We start from the raw sequence: 16,967 nt of genomic DNA on the forward strand, positions 1-16,967 counted from the left end.
GCAGATCATTGATGCGCTCGTAGGTTGAGTCTTTGGTGCCTCAGGCATGTCGAGAAGACGTCACCGGCTCCGTCCCAGGGGTATCAGCGGCTGCCACCGGCCGCGCGGGAAATAGTTGGTAAATAGCAGGAAATGGGAAGAGGTCGGCATGGGAATTCAGCGGATGGACAACGTCGGCATCGTCGTCGAGGACCTGGACGCCGCCGTCGCGTTCTTCGTGGAACTCGGTATGGAACTGGAGGGCAGGGCGGAGATCGAGGGCCTCGTCGCCGACCAGTGCACCGGACTCGACGGCGTCCACTGTGACATCGCCATGGTCCGGACCCCGGACGGTCACAGCCGGTTGGAGCTGGCGAGGTACCGCAGCCCGGCGGCGACCAGCACCGGCCCGCGCGACAAGCCGCACAACATCCTGGGCACGCACCGCGTCATGTTCGCCGTCGACGACATCGAGGACACCGTTGCCCGTCTGCGCCCTCATGGCGCCGAACTCGTCGGTGAGATGGCCCGGTTCGAGGACAGCTATCTGCTCTGCTACCTGCGCGGCCCGGAGGGCATCATCGTCGGACTGGCCGAGCAACTGCGCTGAGGGTTCGCCTCGCCGAAACCCCGGTCATTGCCCGGGTACCCTTCCGGGATGACGCAGCGCCCCACGCCGGACGAGCGGCGGCCCCCCAACCAGGGACCGAAGGCTGCCGCCCGCAACCGGGCCGCTCTGATCGTCGCCGCCCGGGAGGTCTACGCGGAGCACGGACTGCATGCCCCGCTGTCCCTGATCGCGCGTCGGGCGGGAGTGGGCCAGGGCGTGCTGTACCGGCACTTCCCCGACCGGGCCGCCATCTCCACCGCGGTCCTGGAGGAGAACGTACGCCAGGTCGAGGAGGCGGCGGCAGCGGAGAACGCGAGTCTCCCCGGGGTGCTGGGGGTGATGACCTGGCATGTGACGGAATCAGCGGCGTTCATCGGCATCCTGCTCGTCGACAGCCATGGCGAAGGCGAAGGCGAAGGCCCAGGAGAAGGCGAAGTCGGAGGCAAGGGCGGAGGCCGAGGTGACGACTCCGACACCCGTACCCGCACCCGTACGCACGCGCTTGCCCTCTCCGAACGGGTCGAGCGAGCCCTGCGCGGGCACCTGCCGGACGGTCACCCCCTCGCGGCGGCCGACGATCTGATGCTCGCCGTCTCCATGGTCTCCGGTGCCGCCACCGGCCACAGCCGCGAGGAGCGGGAGCGCCGGGCGCTGGCGTCCTGGCGGCTGCTCGGCGTCGAGGTGGGACCGGTGCGGCCCTTCCAGGGGTGAGTACGGGGGCGGAGCGGTGTCAGCCGCCGTTGGACTGCCGGACGCCTTCCGCCAGCGCGTCGAAGGAGTACAGGAACCCTCCGGCGGGCCCGCTGACGGTCATGTAGGCCTTGGTCCCGCCGGGCGTGATCGCTACGTTCGTCGCCGACTCCAGCCCCGCGGCCCGGCCGGGAGGAACCTCGACCGTCGCCAGACGCTCGCCGTACTTGTCGTACACGACCATCGCCGCACGGCCGTGCAGGCCCTGGTAGAGATTGCCGTCCGCGTCCACCGCGATCGAGTCGGTCTGGGCGATCCCGCCGTCGACGCGGATGGCGGTGTGCCGGGAGGTCACCTTTCCGGCTCCGTCGAGGCGAAGGTAGGAGATCCGGTTCTGGGTCAACTCGCTGACCCACAGCCCGCGGTAGCCCACATCGAACGAGACGCCGTTCGTCGCGGCCAGTTCCCCGGCCACAACGGTTGCTGTCCGGCCGTCGCGGTCGATCCGGACGACGCGACCCAGCGGCTCGTCCCCGGACGGGGCACGTGAGTCGCTGACGTACAGGTTGCCCGCCTCGTCGAAGGCGATGTCGTCGGCGTTCATCCGCGCCCCGTCGACCTCACCGGAGAAGAAGGTCCGCGGATCGCTCCCGTCCGCGGCCAGGCTCACGATGTCGCCGTGGACGTAGTCGGTCAGGTAGATCCGTCCGTCGTACGGGCTGAACTGCGCCGAGGTGTAGGCGCCCCGGTCGTCGGTGTGGACCGGCCGCGAGGTCTTCTTCGCGACGTCGACGCGTATCACCTTCGGCTTGCCCGCCGGAGCGGTGACGTCGACGACGAGCAGTCTGCCGTTCGCGTCGAAGGTGGGGCCCTCCAGCAGGGTCATTCCGGTCTCTTCGTGCACCTTCGTCAGTTGCATGACCTGCTGGGCGCGGATGGTCCTGCCCGCGCCGACGGAGGCCGTGCTGTCGCCGGGGTCACCCGTGTCCGTACCGCATCCGGTGAGGGCCAGGGTGGCGAGCGCGGTGAGTAAGGCGAGGGACGGGATCGGGAGCCGTCGCATGGGGATCGACCTTCCTTGTCTGCTGTGGGCTGTGGGCTGTGGGCTGTGTGGGGGTGCTGTTGCCGGGGGTGGGTGCGGGTGCGCCGAGGGTCCGGAGGCGCTGTGTCCTGATCTCGCGGTGCTCCCGTCCCTCCAACCGGACACCACTGTCCGGTTGTTGCTACGGTAGCGGACGGCCGCCCGCTTGAGTGCGGGTGGCCGGCAGGGCAGCAGATCGACAGGATTGAGGTCCCCCCATGACGACAACCCCTCAACAACTACCCGCCGCCGCCGAACTCGCCGCGCTGAGGCAGCGCTACCGCCTCGAACGTGAGCGTCGTGTCCGCCCCGACGGCGCCCGCCAATACCGTTCCGCCGACGCGGAGTTCGGCTACTACGCCGCCGATCCCTACGTGGGCGAGGTGGCCGGACGCGAGCCGCTGCGCGACACCGTCGACGTCGCCGTGGTCGGCGGCGGCTTCGGCGGCATCCTCGCCGGGGCGCGGCTGCGCCGGGAGGGTGTGGAGAGCGTCCGGATCGTCGAGAAGGGCGGCGACTTCGGGGGCACCTGGTACTGGAACCGGTACCCGGGCGTCCACTGCGACATCGAGTCGCACGTCTACCTGCCGATGCTCGACGAGACCGGATACGTCCCCGAGTGGAAGTACGCCCCAGGCGAGGAGATCCGTCGCCACGCGATGCGGATCGCGCGCAAGTTCGACCTGTACACGGACGCCCTGTTCTCCACCTCGGTCACCTCACTGACCTGGGACGAGGAGTTGGGCGCGTGGATCGTGGCCACCGACCGGGGCGACGAGTTCCGGGCCACGTACGTCGTCACCGCCACCGGCACCCTGTCCGAGCCGAAACTCCCCGGGATCCCGGGCATCGAGGACTTCCAGGGCCACACCTTCCATACCTCGCGCTGGGACTACGCCTACACGGGCGGCACCCCGGACGGCGGCATGACCGCCCTCGCGCGCAAGCGGGTGGGCATCGTCGGCACCGGCGCCACCGGCGTCCAGGTCATCCCGATGCTGGCCGAGGACGCGGCCCACGTCTACGTCTTCCAGCGCACCCCCTCGACGGTGGACGTACGCGCCAACCGCCGTACCACCGCCCACGATGTCGGCGCCGACCACGACGGCTGGGCACGCGAACGCCGCGAGAACTACCTCCGCATCGTCTCCGGGGAGACAGCCGAACGAGACCTCGTGGCCGACCAATGGACAGTGTCGGCGGGCTTGTTGGAGAAGCTCCTGCCCAGTTTCCGCCGCCAGGGCGAACGGCAGGACTTCGAAGCGGTCTACGAGGCTGCCGACGCAGCCAAGATGAACGAACTGCGCGCCCGCGTCGAACAGACCGTCACCGACCCGGACACGGCGCACAAGCTCAAACCCTGGTACCGGTACGCCTGCAAGCGCCCCACCTTCTCCGACCGGTACTACCCGGCGTTCAACCGGGCCAACGTCACCCTGGTCGACACCGCGGACACCCACGGCATCGAACGCGTCACCGCTGACGGGGTCGTGGTCGGCGGCACGACGTACGAACTCGACTGCCTGGTCTTCGCCACGGGCTTCTCCGTCGGAACGTCCGGCATCCACTCCGGCAAGCTCCCCGTCCATGGCAGGAACGGAACCCAACTCCTGCGCGCCTGGGCGCAGGAGGGCCCGCGCACCCTGCACGGCTTCACCAGCAACGGCTTCCCGAACCTGATCCAGCTGGGAATCCTGCACAACGCCAGCAGCGTCAACTTCACCCACATCCTGGACGAACAGGCCGTCCACGCAGCCGCCCTCGTCGCTGCCGCCGAGGCAAAGGGCGCGGTCGTCGAACCGTCCCGCGAGGCCGAGGACGCCTGGATCGCCGCCCTGGCCGAAGACGCCCCCGACCACGAGTGGTTCCACGCGGAGTGCACCCCCGGCTACTACAACCGCGAGGACCGAGGCCGCCCGAACGGCCCGACGGCCTACCCGCACAGCGCGGTGGCCTTCCACGAGATCCTGAAGCACTGGCGTGAGCATTCGATGGACGAGATCCTTCGGGCCAGGGCCTGCACGCGAGCGTAGAAATCCGCCGGGCCGGCCCATCGCGGCCTGCTCGGGCGATACGAGGGGGAATTGTGGAACACGGAACGCACAGAGGTGTTCTGCGGAGATGTGCGGCGGTCCTGTTCGGCCTGCTCGGACTCCTGGCGGGCCTGCTGGTGGCGCCGACCGTGGCGCAGGCCGCCCCGACGCTCCCGGGCGGCAAGGCGAACTGGGTCGTCTCCGTCGGCGGACTCGACATCCCGGGCAACAACAACTACCGGAACTGGGTGCGGCTGGGGTACTACACCTTCCAGGCGGACGGCACTGTCACGACCGACTTCTGGGCCTGGAACCAGCGGGATCAGCCCATCCGCGTCCCCGCCGTCACCGACGCGAACTGCGGTGCTCCCGTTCCCACATGCGACGTCCGGACCGTCGACGGCTTCGGCAGCCGTCCCGGCCAGGGCTTCAAGGGGACGTACGCGCACGCCGCCGGGGGCCGGGTCGTCGTGACGTGGACCAAGGACAGGTCCGGGGCCGCTCTCGACGATCCGCTGACCGAGTCCTGGATCCTGGAGTCGGCGCAGCTGGCCGGCGGGGGTGTGGCACGGATGCGCAGCTCGAACTACTACGCCGAGCAGTTCGATGCCACTGTCCCCGGGCCCATTGACCAGTTCTCCGACTACGGAGCCACTTTCGGGATCGCGTACGGCTCCAACGCCGGCATGTCGAGCCGCGTGCCCATGGAACAGCTGCTCACCGACGACGAGTACAGCACGGAGAAGTACAAGGGCTCCTTCATCACCGCCAACGGCGGTGTCGTGCGACGTGAGGGGACAGGCGGCGACTGGACGTTCAGTGGCGAGGGCGCAGGCGCCACCAACTCGGGGAAGCCGTGGCAGGCTTGCGCGGGCGACGCCGAGTGCATGGGCTATCTCCAGCCGGGAACCAGTTGTCAGCCGCAGGGCGGGAACAACTCCAAGAACCGGGTCCGCTACCTGGCCGAGTTGGGCACCGGTCGGCAGAACACCGAGGAGTACTGGTGCGAATCACTCCTCGGTACAGGCGACAAGACGTGCTACACGTACAACTCGCATCCCCGGCCCATGCTCCAGGTCATCGACGACGCCGGACGCTTCCAGGGCTGGGTGGGCGTGGAGGCGTTCACACACGTGGAAACCCGTGATCCGCAGACAGCGACAAAAGAATGGAGCGGACACTACTGGGGTGTCTTCGACATGGTGTCGGAATCCCAGCTCCGGCCCGACCTCTCCGAGCCCGGCACGGTACGGAAGTTCCGGCTGGCCCATGGCAACAGCGGCGTCGACAACGGCACGCTGGACTGGGGAGCCCGCAGCGTCACCTTCGCGGGGACCAACCATGTGGTCAGCGGCTGCCGCAAGGTCGAGATCATCGCGATGACGCCGAACGGGCTCACGGATGTCGCGACGACGTCCAAGCTGTGCGCAGGAACGGCGGACAGACCCTTCTCCGGCACGGTGACCATCGACGTACCCGGCGGCCCCAACCGCGTCCAAGTCGCCTATCTGGTGTCGGACGACGGATCGGAGCCCAGCACGCCGAAGTACACCATGCTCTGCAGCCGCAGCGGCTGCGCCTACACCGGCTACCAGGAGCCCACCCCGAACTTCCGGGTCGCCCACGGCCAGAGTTACGCGGTCGGCGAGCTGAACTGGTCGGCGCGCAGCGCGGTCTTCTCGGGCGACAACCATGTCGCCAGCGGCTGCCGGTACGTCGAAGTGATCGCCTCGGCTCCGGACGGCACCACCGACCGGGGCACCTCCAGCCCGCTGTGCGTCGGCATGGAGGCCGACAACACCCGGCCGTTCAACGGCACCGTCACCATCGACCTGCCGGGCGGTCCGAGCAATGTGCAGGTGACGTACTGGGTGTCCGAGGACGGCGGCCTCACCTACTCGACCAAGGAGACGGCGACCTGCACCCGGGTGCGGTGCTACACCACGGAGGAGCGTGACCCGATCACCGAGTTCCGGGTCGCCTACGGCAACAGCGTCGCCACCGGCAGGGTCACCTGGCTCGAACGGTCTGTCAGCTTCTCGGGCAACAACCATGTAGTCACGGGCTGCCGCTACGTCGGACTCGCTGCCATCGCGTCCGGGATCGACCGGCGTGCCAATTCCAGTCCGCTGTGCGTCGGAACGGAAGCGGACAACACCCGGCCCTTCGCCGGCACGATAAGTCTCTCGGAGGTGGAGGGCGGCGCCGCATACGTCGACATCTCGTACCTGGAACCGGTCACGGGCGGGAACCCCCGGGTCCTGGACACGGCGAGGTGCACACCCGACGGCTGCGTCTAGGAACGGGTCTCGGGTACCGGTCTCCATGAAGGGCAACTGGCCGGGCGATCGTGATCGGGGCTACGCACATCTCGGGGAGTCAGGTGAGGAGCCGGATGCCGGGAGTATGGGCACTCGTGGCGAGTGGATGGTCACAGTGGGTACAAGTGCTGGTTACCGGCCGCACCATGTTGGTTTGAATGGTGAACGTTCCCGGCTGTTGGGATTTTGGGCAGTAGTACCCGGCGTGCAGGCGGACCCAGGGTGCACCTGTCAGGGCTGTGGCCGACTGGTCCCGCTTTGCGTCGTGGAACGGCGCCCACCAGTAGTCGACAGTGGTCCGAAGCGTCGTCCGCTCCCGTTCGTCGGTGACGTCGAAGCCGGCGATCCGTGCGGCACTGGGATGCTCCGGGCGTTCCCTGTCCGACGAGCAGATTGCGTGCTCCTGGCCGTGCAGGAAGGAGGTCGTGCGCCCGGTGCGCCCGCAGATGAAACAGTCCAGGCTCAGCTCCAACTTCCGCTGCCAGTGCAGGTTGTGGAGGCTCTCGCCTCGGATGGGGCAGGTCAGTTCGGCGGTGATCTCTACGCTTCGCAGCACATGGCGATCATTTCAGACAGCTTCAGGCTGCCGTCGGTCATGGGCAGGCCGGTGCAGAGGGCTGTGCCCTTGCCTCGCGATCGCGGCCAAGCCGCGCTTTCTGTGCTTCCTGTTCTTCGTCCTCCAGGCCGACTGGCAACCGGATACATCCACGGTCTGTTTTGCTGTTGTCCTGGTCGCTGGATTGTGGCTGACTGGCGGCGATACAGAGGGGGAGTGGGCATGGGTAACTGGGCTGCGATTGTGCAGTACTTCAACGGTGAGTCGCACAGCACCGAGTTCATCTGCCACGGGCGGGAGACGAAGGCCCAGGCGCTGGAGGAGCTCCGCGCTGTCCTCCATACATACGTACCGAGCAAGAACATCGTCGAGAAGCGGCGCCGTGTGTACCGCTTCGCCGACCACGAGTCGTACCTGGTGGTGATCAAGGGCAGGCTGACTGAGTGGGAATGCACCCTGCGCGTCGTGGAGTTGATCTCGGACTCGACCGATCCGGCCGTGGCGGAGAAGGTGCGGTGGGAGCAAGGCGCAGCGGACGTGGCTGACGGTCCGCAGGACCGGCTCCCGCCCGGCTACTGACCGGCAGGTCGAACTCCACGGGGATCGGCCGCCGATCGACTGGTGGGAAGCCAACGTGTACCGCAGTTGATCCCGGTATCGCTCGTCTGCCGGACGGTAAGACTGTGGTCCCCCAACGTGGGGGAGACCCGAGACCGGGTCGGTTTTGTGGTTCCAGCCTGTCCAGACCCCGTTGGTCCGGACGGCGAACCGGCACCGCCCGGTTCTGCAGTGCTGCCTCTCCTGCCTGAAAGTCGCACGGGCGCAGCAACAAGGCCTCCTTCGCGCCAAGAGCACCCCCGTCTCCGTACTCGGGTCTCGCCGCGATCGAGCCTCCGGTGGGCCTGGCGGAAGGGGCGCCTTCCTTCCGGAATCAGACGCTCCGGTGGCCCGCTCCGAGGTAGGCACTGATCCCCGTGCCGCCTCGCCCGGTCCCCGTGTCGCCCCCTGTCGCCCGCCGTCGGCTCGGGAACCCTGCCCCTTCCGGCGCCCATCGCCAGGCCCCTGAACCGACTCGTCCGACGTCAACGTTTCGTCATGTGTCGACGCACTGTGATTAATCCTGCGTCAGGAGCAGCGGTGGCGAGGTGCTGGTTCCCGTTAGGGTCGTAGTGAGCGTGTGCTTTTTGTGCAGGCAGTCGGAGCAGGTCGCTGTCGGCCGGGCCCGGTCGAGCGGGTGGAATCGGGGATGGGGCGGGATGGGTCGGGGAGTGGCGGGGCGGGCCGCCGTACTGGATGTCGGGTGCCACAGCGCGCTGCTGACGGTGGCCGGGTGGCAGCCGGGGACCGGGCTGGAGCAGGTCTTCTCGTACAAGGTGCGGCTGCGGCTGCAGGAGGCGGTCGACCGCCGGGGGCGTATGCGTGAGGCCGGGATCGCCGATGTGCAGCGTGCCGTGGCCGAGGCGATGGGTGCGGCCCGGGGTAGCCGCCCGCCGACCGTGTTTCCTTTCGGGACCTCGGTCATCCGGGACGCGGCCAATCGGGACCAGGTGATCGCGCGGGTCGCCCGTGCCACAGGTGTCCGGCTGCGGGTCCTGGCCGGTGAGGAAGAAGCCCGCCTGGCTTATGTGGCCGCGCGGAAGTGGGCGGGGTCCGAGAGCGGCCCGCTGCTGATGCTGGACATCGGCGGTGGCACCGTGGAGCTGGCCATGGGCCGGGGAGCGCAGCCGAGCAGTGTGCTGTCGCTGCCGCTGGGTGCACGGCGGATCACCAGGGACCGGCTCCCGGGCGGTGTCCTCGCCTCCTCGGGGCGTCTGGAGGAGGTCCGGGAATATCTTGGGCATGCCCTGAGCACGACGCCGGGGCTGCCGGTGGCCGCGCGGGACGGGCGGGTCGTCGCCTGTTCGAAGACCTTTGAGCAGCTCGCCCTGCTGGCCGGAACGTCACCTCGGCGCGGGAAGGCCCATCGTGGGCGGCAGTTGACGCTGTCCCAGTTGCGGCCGTGGATTCCGGTGCTGGCCCGCACGGACCCCGCCCGGCGGATCCGGCTGCCGGGCATCTCGCGGCATCGTGCGGGGCAGGCGCTGGCCGGCGCGTTGGTCGCCGAGGCGCTGCTCAAGGCGTGCGAGGCCGAGAGTGTCGACATCTGTCCTTGGTCGACCAGGGAAGGGTTGCTGCTGGAGGATCTCGGCGTGGTTGCCGCGGCGCCCCGGCACGACTTCCCCTCCCCGGTCGGCCGACCGGTGGCTCGTGGTCAGGTCAGTTGAGGGTCCAGCGCTGGTTGGTCTGACCGTTACAGGTCCACAGGAGCAGCTTGGTGCCGTTGGCGGTCGCCGCTTCCTCGGCGTCCAGGCACAGCCCTGACAGGTCGTTGGTGATGGTGCCGTCGGCGTGGACGGTCCATTTCTGGTTGGTGCCGTCGTTGCAGTCCCAGATGATCACCTTGGTGCCGTTGACGGTTCCGGCGGCGTTGGCGTCCAGGCACTTGTTGCCGTAGACGACGAGTTCCCCGCGCGAGGTCTGGGTGAAGGTCTCGTTCCGGCCGCCGAAGCAGTCCCACAGGATGGCCTGGGAGGCGTCTGTGATGGTGTTCTTCTCCAGGCCGGCGCAGCGGTTCGAGGCGGTGCCGACCAGGGCCACGCCGTTGGTGCCGGGGATTCCCTGGACCCGGATCGCGTCGATGTCGGGCTCGGTGCTGCCGGAGACCGTCGCGAAGCGCACGGTGTTGGTGCCCTTGGCGAGGTGGGCCAGCACCGACACGGTCCGGTACGTCGTCGCCGAGCCGGTCGGCGGGAAGGAGACCACCGACGTGTACTGGCCGTTGACCTGGACGGTCGCCTTGCGGGCCGTGCCGCCGCCGTTGGCGTAGGTGATGTCCACCAGCTTGGTGCCCGCCGCGCCCGTCGTGACGGCGCCGAAGGTGGGCGTGGTGGCCGTGGTGGTGTCCTCGTAGGTCGACCCGGACGCCTCGGTGCCGGAGACGGTGAGCAGGACGGCGTCGCCCGCCGGGACGGTGGTGGAGTAACCGGTCGCGTACGAACCGGCGCCGGTGCCCGTCCAGGCGTTGCGCACCGACGCCGAGGCGCCGGTCAGCCCGAGGTCGGCCCAGCGCACGGTCATGGACGCCGACGACGACGTGCGGTTGAGCAGCAGCACCGCGCGCTTGCCCGTGCCGGCCAGGACCTTGCCGTACACCTGGAGGTTGCGGGTGTCCTCGGCGACCTTGACGCCCTGCAGTCCGCGCGGGTCCTGGTCGATGGCGACGACCTCGCGGTTGGTGAGGATGTCGCGGGTGGCGGTGCTCATCGTGGCGAGGTCGTTGCCGGCCAGCAGCGGGGCGCCGGAGATCGCCCACAGGCCCATGTGCAGCCGGTTCTGGGCGGCGGTGAGGCCGCTCATGCCGACCATCAGCATGTCGGGGTCGTTGTAGTAACCGGTGTGCTGGGCGGCCGGGTGCAGGCCCCGGTCGAAGTTGGTGAGCATCATGCCGGTGGTCGGGGTCTGGCCCCACAGGATGACATCGGTGCTGGTGCGCCACAGGTCGCCGTAGCCGGTGGCCCAGTTCCACGGCAGTCCGCTGCCCCACTCGCAGAAGGACAGCACCAGCCTGTGGCCGGTCACGGCGGTGGCGGCCTCGTTGGCGGCGGCGATCGCCTTGTACGTCGTCTCCGGGTCGAGGCCCTCCACCCGGCCGCCGCACCAGTCGATCTTCACGTAGTCGAAGCCCCAGCGCTGGAAGGTCTCCAGGTCCTGCTGGTAGTGACCCTCCATGCCGGTGTTGGGGGCTGCGGGGCGGGTGGTGGGGTAGTAGTAGCCGCAGCCGTTCTTGCCCGCGTCCGTGTAGATGCCGGCCTTCAGGCCCTTGCTGTGGATGTAGTCGGCCATGGCCTTCATGCCGCCGGGCCACAGGGTCTCGTCGACGGCGATGGAGCCGTCCGCGTTGCGGTCGCCCTGCCACCAGCCGTCGTCCAGGTTGACGTACTCGTAGCCGGCCGCCGCCATGCCGGAGGAGACCAGGGCGTCCGTCTGCTGCTTGATGACGGTGGAGTCGATGCTGCTGGCGAAGCTGTTCCAGGACGCCCAGCCCATCGACGGCGGTGTGACCCCGATCTGGCTGGTGCTGACCGCGACGGGCTCGGCGGACAGCGGCGCCGACGGCTCGTGGCCGGTCAGGGCTGTCAGGCCGGACAGTCCGAGGGCCAGTGCGAGGGCGCGCACGGTGATGCGTCTGGCCCAGCCACGCGGGGAGTTGCTCGGCATGCGGGTGCCTTCCATGGTCTGGATAGTGTGCTGGCGGTCGGGTGGAGGCCGTGGCCTGTCGGAAGGTGGTCAGTTGGCTGGGCAAGGGTCCGTCAGGCGTTCTGTCGTGCCCGTGCCCGTGCTCGTGCTTCTGCCGTGCGCCCTGCGGTGAGTCGTTCTCGCCCCGGAGGGACAGCGACTCACCGCAGGGCGGCGGGAGGAGGGTCAGCGCTGGGTGAGGAAGGTCAGCGCTGGGTGTAGATGAAGCCGACCTTGTCGACCTCGTCGCCGGTCCGGCCGTGGAACCCGGCGATCTGCCAGCCCGACGGCGCGGTGCGGGTCACGCAGTCCGAGGTCGTGGTGCCGCCGGCCAGGGTGCGGCCGAGGTTGGTCGTGAACTTCGCGTAGAAGATCCGCGTCTGGTCGTTGTACTTGGCCTGGCACAGGTACGCGGTGGTCACGTACTCGGTGCTGCCCAGGGTCAGTGAGGAGGCGGTGCCGCCGGTGCCGCCGTGGGCGAGCGTGGTGCCGTTCGACAGGGTCACGCTCACCTGGTCGACCCGGGAGCCGGCGCGCAGCGCGATGGTGGTGGCGCGGGCGGCGGCGGGCACGCTGTCGATGTCGTTGTAGTAGTCGCCGTGCGGTCCGCCGAACTGGTCGCTGAGCTGGAACGCGGAGTTGCGCGACCAGGTGAAGCCCGCGGTGAGCGGGTCGTGGTCGGAGAGCATCAGGTTGGTGCCGGACTCGAGGAACTTGGAGTGCTCGTTGTTGTACGACGTGGCGTTCAGCGAGACCAGCTTGCTGCCCCGGTAGAGGATCTTGTCGACGACCTCGCAGGTGTTGGGGACGGTGGTCCCGGTCTGGTCGCAGACCAGGGCGTCGCTGCCCTTGGTCGGGGCCACGCCGCCGCGGATCAGCTGGACCCACGCGTCGGTCAGGCCGTTAGCTGCGGCGAACTCGGCGATGGTGTCGCCGGATCGCGTGTAGCGGGTGTTGGTGTCGCCCATGACCACGACCGCGTTGCCGGCGGAGTGGGTGCCGATGAAGGCGGTGAGCTGGCTGAGGTTGTCGGCGCGGGCGGCGAGGTCGTCGGCGTTGGTCCCGGCGTTGGTGTGCAGGTTGTAGAAGTCGACGTACACGCCCTCGGCGAGGCGCTCACGCATGAAGGTGAAGCCCTTGGGAGTCAGGCAGTCGCCCGAGCCGTACGTGCAGGTGTTCCAGCCCACCCGCTCGAAGTCGTCCCCGTCGTAGGAGATCTTCGAGAGGGTGTTGAGGCCGCTGCCGATGCCGGCGCCGCCGCTGGTGGCGGTGCGGTAGGCGTGCGCGGTGTCTGCGGCGTAGAGGTAGGCGTGGTAGTTGAAGTCCTCCTGGACGTTGACGATGTCGTACGGCGCGATCCGCTGGCCGATCGTCGTCGTGGAGGTCTCGCGGTCGGTCGACGCGCTGGAGATGATCTCCGGCAGTCCGGCCACGTTGTAGGTGAGGACGTTGAAGGTGCCGGAGTCGGCGGCCGACGCCGAGGGGGCTGCCGCGGTGAGCCCGCCGAGGACGGCTGCCGCCGTCGTCAGACAGGCGAGGAGTTTACGCATGGGGGTGTGGCTCCTGGGGAGGGAAAGCGGTTGCAGTGGGGACGGGGCTGAAGTTACCGCTGGTTACCTGGGGTCTGTCGAGACTTCGGGCGTACTTTCACAGGAGCCGCCGTCCGTACATGGACGGTTCGGATCCGCGTCGGGCGTGGTTCACGGCGTCGGGAGGGAGCTGTCCTTCGCCGTGCACGGTCGACGTGTCGAACGTTGTTCGCGCTGCCGGTCGACCGTCGGGGGCGGGAGACACCGCCGTCGACAACCGGGCAGGCGTGAACGTAGCGGTGGGCCGAGGTGATCGTCAACGATTTCGCCGACTTTCACAGTGATCCCCGGCTTTGCGGGAGAGGGCGGCCACGTGGACGTCCAGGCCGAGTTCGCGCAACCTCGTCAGCAGGGGACGTGTACCGCTGTCGGCGTCCACGACGAGCACACGCGGCGGTCTGGGGGACGAATTGCGGGTCCACGAGGTGGCGCGGGCGGCCCCCGGGTCGCGGAACCCGGGGGCCACGTCGTCAGGAACCGACGCGCTCGACCGTCGTTGTGCCGGAGCCGACCGGACCGATCCGCAGCACGGTGCCGGTGAGGTCGGTGACCCGTCCGACCGTCGCGCGTCCGCGTCCGCCGGGCGCGTTCGCCCGCACCCGGTAGTCCGCCGGGTCGGCGTCGCCGATCTCCACCTCAAGCACCGCGCGGGAGTTGGGCGGCACCGTCACCCGTGTCGTGTGGGCGTCGGCCGACCGGTGCACGGCCACCTCGACCGGACCGCGCACGGACGGGACCCTTCCCGTCACGTCGGTCAGGGCGCCGGTCCTGGGCCGGATCAGGAACTCCGCCGCCCCCGGGGCGGTGACACGGACGCCGAGCACATGCCGGGGGATCGCGTTCGCCGGAGCCGAGGCCCAGGCGTGGGAGAGCGTCATGTTGGACTTCAGCGCCGGGTCCCAGGCCTCGGTGACGATGGTCGCCTTGAGCGTGTCGAGCATGTGCAGCCAGGAGTTGGTGGCCGTGGACGTGAGCAGGGCGAGCGCGGCGTCGGCGCGGCCGAGCCGGAAGAGGGCGTCCAGGAGGAACTGCGCCCCGTAGACGCTCACCCGCATACCGCCGGCCGCGAGGGTGTCGCCGAGCCGGGCCCGTACCTCGTCGTCGAGGGTGTCCGCGACGCCGAGCGCGACCGGGAAGGCGGTGGCGTGCTGGGCGCTGTGCGTGGTGCCCTCACCGTCCAGGAACCGGCCGGACGCGCTGTCCAGCAGGGCCGTACGCATGGCCGTGGCCAGGGTGTCGGCACGTGCGCGCAGGGCCGTCGCGTCGTCGGCCTTGCCGAGCACCGAGGCACACTGCGCGAGGGCGTCGAAGGCCGCGTACTGGAAGGCGTTGACGACGGTGTTGACGTTCGTGAAGACGTAGCCGTCGCGGCTGGCGGTCGGCCAGTCGACGAGGTCGCCCAGATCCTGGCTGCTGCTGCCGGGCGCCTTGCGGACCAACCCCCGTGAGTCCAGGTACGAGGTGAGGTTCTTCGCCGCCAACAGGTCGTAGTCCTTGGCGAGTTGACGGTCGTCGCCGGTGGCGAGGTAGTCCTCCCAGGCGGACAGTGCGCACATCAGCCGGTACTCGGTGGGCCAGGTGCCCTTGCGGACCAGGTAGTCGTTGGACCAGCGGGCCAGCGCGTAGGAGCGCTGGACGCCGTACTCGGAGAGCTGGTTGATCAGCGCGTCGCCCTCGTACGGGCCGCGTTCCCGGGTCGGCGTGTCGGTGTAGAGGTCGCCGCGCGTGGCCTCGATGGAGTACCGGCACAGCTCCCAGACCCGGTCGAGATCGGGGTCGGAGCTGCTGAAGGAGGCGTCGGTGTCGTCCCAGTCGAGCCGCCACGCCCGCCCGGTGACGACGGCCCCCGACAGGTCCAGGCCCGTGCGCAGTTCGGCCCAGCGGAAGCCCCGGTAACCCCAGTGCTCGACGCTCTGCTCGCCGTCGCGCAGGGTCCACACCTCGCGGTAGGTGTTGGTGGCGCGCAGCTGGTACTTGACGGTGCCGTCGGAGTTCAGCTCCTCGCCGAGCCGCACCTCCACGGTGTCGCCCGCGCTCCCGGTGACCTCCAGGGACAGCCCGCCGACGATCTCCCGGCCGAGGTCCACCAGCCAGCGGCCGTCGGCGACCTTCGTGACGGAGGCCGGGGTGACGTCGTGCAGTCCCGGTGTCTCGATCGGCGCCGGGACGAGCCCGCTGATCGCGGTGCGGACGACGGGGGTGAGCCAGCCGCTGTCGTCGAAGCCGGGCCGGGTCCAGCCGACGGGCTCCTGACGCAGGTCCCAGTACTCCTGCGGAACGGTGAAGTAGCTGCTGCCCGCACTGCCCTTCGCGGGCAGCAACCCGGCCTGGCGACGCGCCTTCCAGTGGTCGCCCGAGGAGACGGTGGTCCGGCTGCCGTCGGTGTACGTGATCTCCAGCTGGGCCAGGAACCTCTGCTGCGAGGTGGTCCAGCACAGCGCGGCGAGCGCGTTCGGGCCGCCGTCCGCCCGCAGGGTCGAGGTGATGTCGAACGCCTGGTACGCGGTCCCGCTGCCGGAGCGCACGGAGGCGTGCCCGACCACGGTGCCGTTGCTCCACACCTTGGCCACGTACTGCCGGGCCGGGTCGGGCGAGGTCGCGGCGACGTAGAGGACACCGGCGGCGATCTTCCTGCCCGCGGTCGTGCCGTACTCGTGGCGCAGCAGCGCCCAGGTGTCGTCGGCCCCGTAGGAGGAGAGCGAGGAGGCGCCGGTGGGGAAGGTGAGCGTGCCGCCGGAGACCGTACCGGCCGAGAAGGTGCCCTTGGCGGAGGCGAAGTCGTCGTCGAGGAGGACGGTCCCGTCGGCGGCGGTGAAGGTGACGCGGTCGTATACCTGTGACTCGGTCAGGCCGTTGCGCAGACCGATGTTGCCGGAGGCGTAACGGGTGTCGGTCGTGGTGTCCACGACGGTGCCGTTGACGCTCGTGGTGAAGGTGGAGCCGGTCATGGTGACGGAGAGGTCGAGCCACTCCCCGGTGACGACGGCGGACGGCAGCCTCACCTCGCCGAGGACGGTGTAAGTGCCGTTCACACAGACGTGCTTGCGCAGCACGCCGGGGCTGCCGGCGCGCAGCTGCCACATGTAGTTGTTGGCGGTGCTCGCGGCGCGGAACCACACCCCGGCGGCCACGGCGGTGATCCTGAGCCGGGCGGCGAAGGTCCCGTCCGTCATGACCGGCCCCGACGGCACCCAGATCGGCTCGGCCTCCCACTGGTCCTCGACCGAGGTGGCGAGCAGCACGGGCGCCGACCAGGAGGAACGCTGCTCACCCCAGCTGGCGACCCGCCACCAGTAGGCGGTACGGGGCTGCAGGGCCGGCCCCTCGTACGGTACGGCGGTGGAGTCGGCGGACCTGCGCATCCCCGAGTCCCAGACGAGCCGGCGGTCCTTGAAACCGCCCGGAGCGGTGGCCAGTTGCAGCTGGTACGCGCGCTGCAGGGTGCCCGCGCAGAAGTCGGGCACCTGCCAGCTGAACCGGGGGCTCTGCCCGGCACTCGTGACGAGTGCCTGCGGGAGCAGGTCGGCGAGCATCCCGGTCGGCACGGGCGGCTTGCCGGGGAGCGCCGGGACCCGCGCGTCGCCGGCCGCGAATGCCTGCGGCCCGGTCAGCACGACGGAGGCGGCAGTGGTGCCACCGAGTTGGAGAAGTCTTCGACGCGACAGGTCCCAGGACATGGTGCACCCTCGGCTCGTGAAAGGTTTCAAGGCGATTGCCCGGAGGTTAGGGTTCCGCGTCCTCCTGGTCAATGCCTGAGGTGAGAATGCGTCCGGCTTGTGTATGAATCGATTTAATCGAGGTTCGCGTCGTGTTCTCGAACGGGTTCAGTCTCA

General features: G+C 69.4%; 11 protein-coding genes. 6 read left to right on the forward strand and 5 right to left on the reverse strand.

The features are described from left to right. Positions 1-148: 148 nt before the first annotated feature. Positions 149-589, forward strand: a complete 441-nt coding sequence (locus CW359_RS08245; protein ID WP_105969109.1) for a VOC family protein — start codon at positions 149-151, stop codon at positions 587-589. A 48-nt stretch (positions 590-637) separates the two neighbouring features. After that, positions 638-1,300, forward strand: a complete 663-nt coding sequence (locus tag CW359_RS08250) for a helix-turn-helix domain-containing protein (RefSeq protein ID WP_105969110.1) — start codon at positions 638-640, stop codon at positions 1,298-1,300. A gap of 19 nt (positions 1,301-1,319) precedes the next feature. Here CW359_RS08250 and CW359_RS08255 read toward each other — a convergent pair whose 3' ends face one another. Then, a complete protein-coding gene (locus CW359_RS08255; protein WP_105969111.1) occupies positions 1,320-2,342 on the reverse strand; it encodes an SMP-30/gluconolactonase/LRE family protein in 1,023 nt (340 codons plus the stop codon). A gap of 236 nt (positions 2,343-2,578) precedes the next feature. On the opposite strand from CW359_RS08255, the gene CW359_RS08260 reads away from it, so the two are divergent. Beyond that, entirely contained in the window at positions 2,579-4,393 is a 1,815-nt protein-coding gene (locus CW359_RS08260) for a flavin-containing monooxygenase (RefSeq protein ID WP_105969112.1), read from the forward strand. Positions 4,394-4,446: 53 nt separating this feature from the next. After that, positions 4,447-6,693 carry a hypothetical protein gene (locus tag CW359_RS08265; RefSeq protein WP_105969113.1) on the forward strand — a complete coding sequence of 749 codons (2,247 nt, stop codon included), beginning with the start codon at positions 4,447-4,449 and terminating at the stop codon, positions 6,691-6,693. A 79-nt stretch (positions 6,694-6,772) separates the two neighbouring features. On the opposite strand, the gene CW359_RS08270 is transcribed toward CW359_RS08265, so the two are convergent. After that, positions 6,773-7,270 carry a hypothetical protein gene (locus CW359_RS08270; protein ID WP_105969114.1) on the reverse strand — a complete coding sequence of 166 codons (498 nt, stop codon included), beginning with the start codon at positions 7,268-7,270 and terminating at the stop codon, positions 6,773-6,775. A gap of 222 nt (positions 7,271-7,492) precedes the next feature. Here CW359_RS08270 and CW359_RS08275 point away from each other — a divergent pair, with 222 nt between their 5' ends. Both CW359_RS08275 and CW359_RS08280 read left to right on the forward strand, forming a co-directional pair. Then, positions 7,493-7,849 (forward strand): hypothetical protein, encoded by a 357-nt coding sequence (locus CW359_RS08275; RefSeq protein WP_105969115.1) that lies wholly within the window; start codon positions 7,493-7,495, stop codon positions 7,847-7,849. Positions 7,850-8,526: 677 nt separating this feature from the next. Further along, the gene (locus tag CW359_RS08280) at positions 8,527-9,534 is read left to right on the forward strand and encodes a Ppx/GppA phosphatase family protein (RefSeq protein WP_105969269.1); all 1,008 of its coding nucleotides are present in this window, start codon (positions 8,527-8,529) and stop codon (positions 9,532-9,534) included. Here CW359_RS08280 and CW359_RS08285 read toward each other — a convergent pair. The 3 genes from CW359_RS08285 to CW359_RS08295 form a co-directional block, all read right to left on the reverse strand. Then, positions 9,527-11,542 carry a ricin-type beta-trefoil lectin domain protein gene (locus tag CW359_RS08285; RefSeq protein WP_408647462.1) on the reverse strand — a complete coding sequence of 672 codons (2,016 nt, stop codon included), beginning with the start codon at positions 11,540-11,542 and terminating at the stop codon, positions 9,527-9,529. The genes CW359_RS08280 and CW359_RS08285 overlap by 8 nt on opposite strands. Before the next feature lie 209 nt (positions 11,543-11,751). Beyond that, complete coding sequence (locus tag CW359_RS08290) at positions 11,752-13,095, reverse strand: jacalin-like lectin (protein WP_105969117.1); 1,344 nt, start codon at positions 13,093-13,095, stop codon at positions 11,752-11,754. 509 nt (positions 13,096-13,604) lie between these two features. Then, a complete protein-coding gene (locus tag CW359_RS08295; protein ID WP_105969118.1) occupies positions 13,605-16,811 on the reverse strand; it encodes a family 78 glycoside hydrolase catalytic domain in 3,207 nt (1,068 codons plus the stop codon). Positions 16,812-16,967: the final 156 nt, after the last annotated feature.

It is taken from the genome of Streptomyces geranii, from assembly GCF_002954775.1.
GTDB classification, from domain to species: Bacteria; Actinomycetota; Actinomycetes; order Streptomycetales; family Streptomycetaceae; genus Streptomyces; species Streptomyces geranii.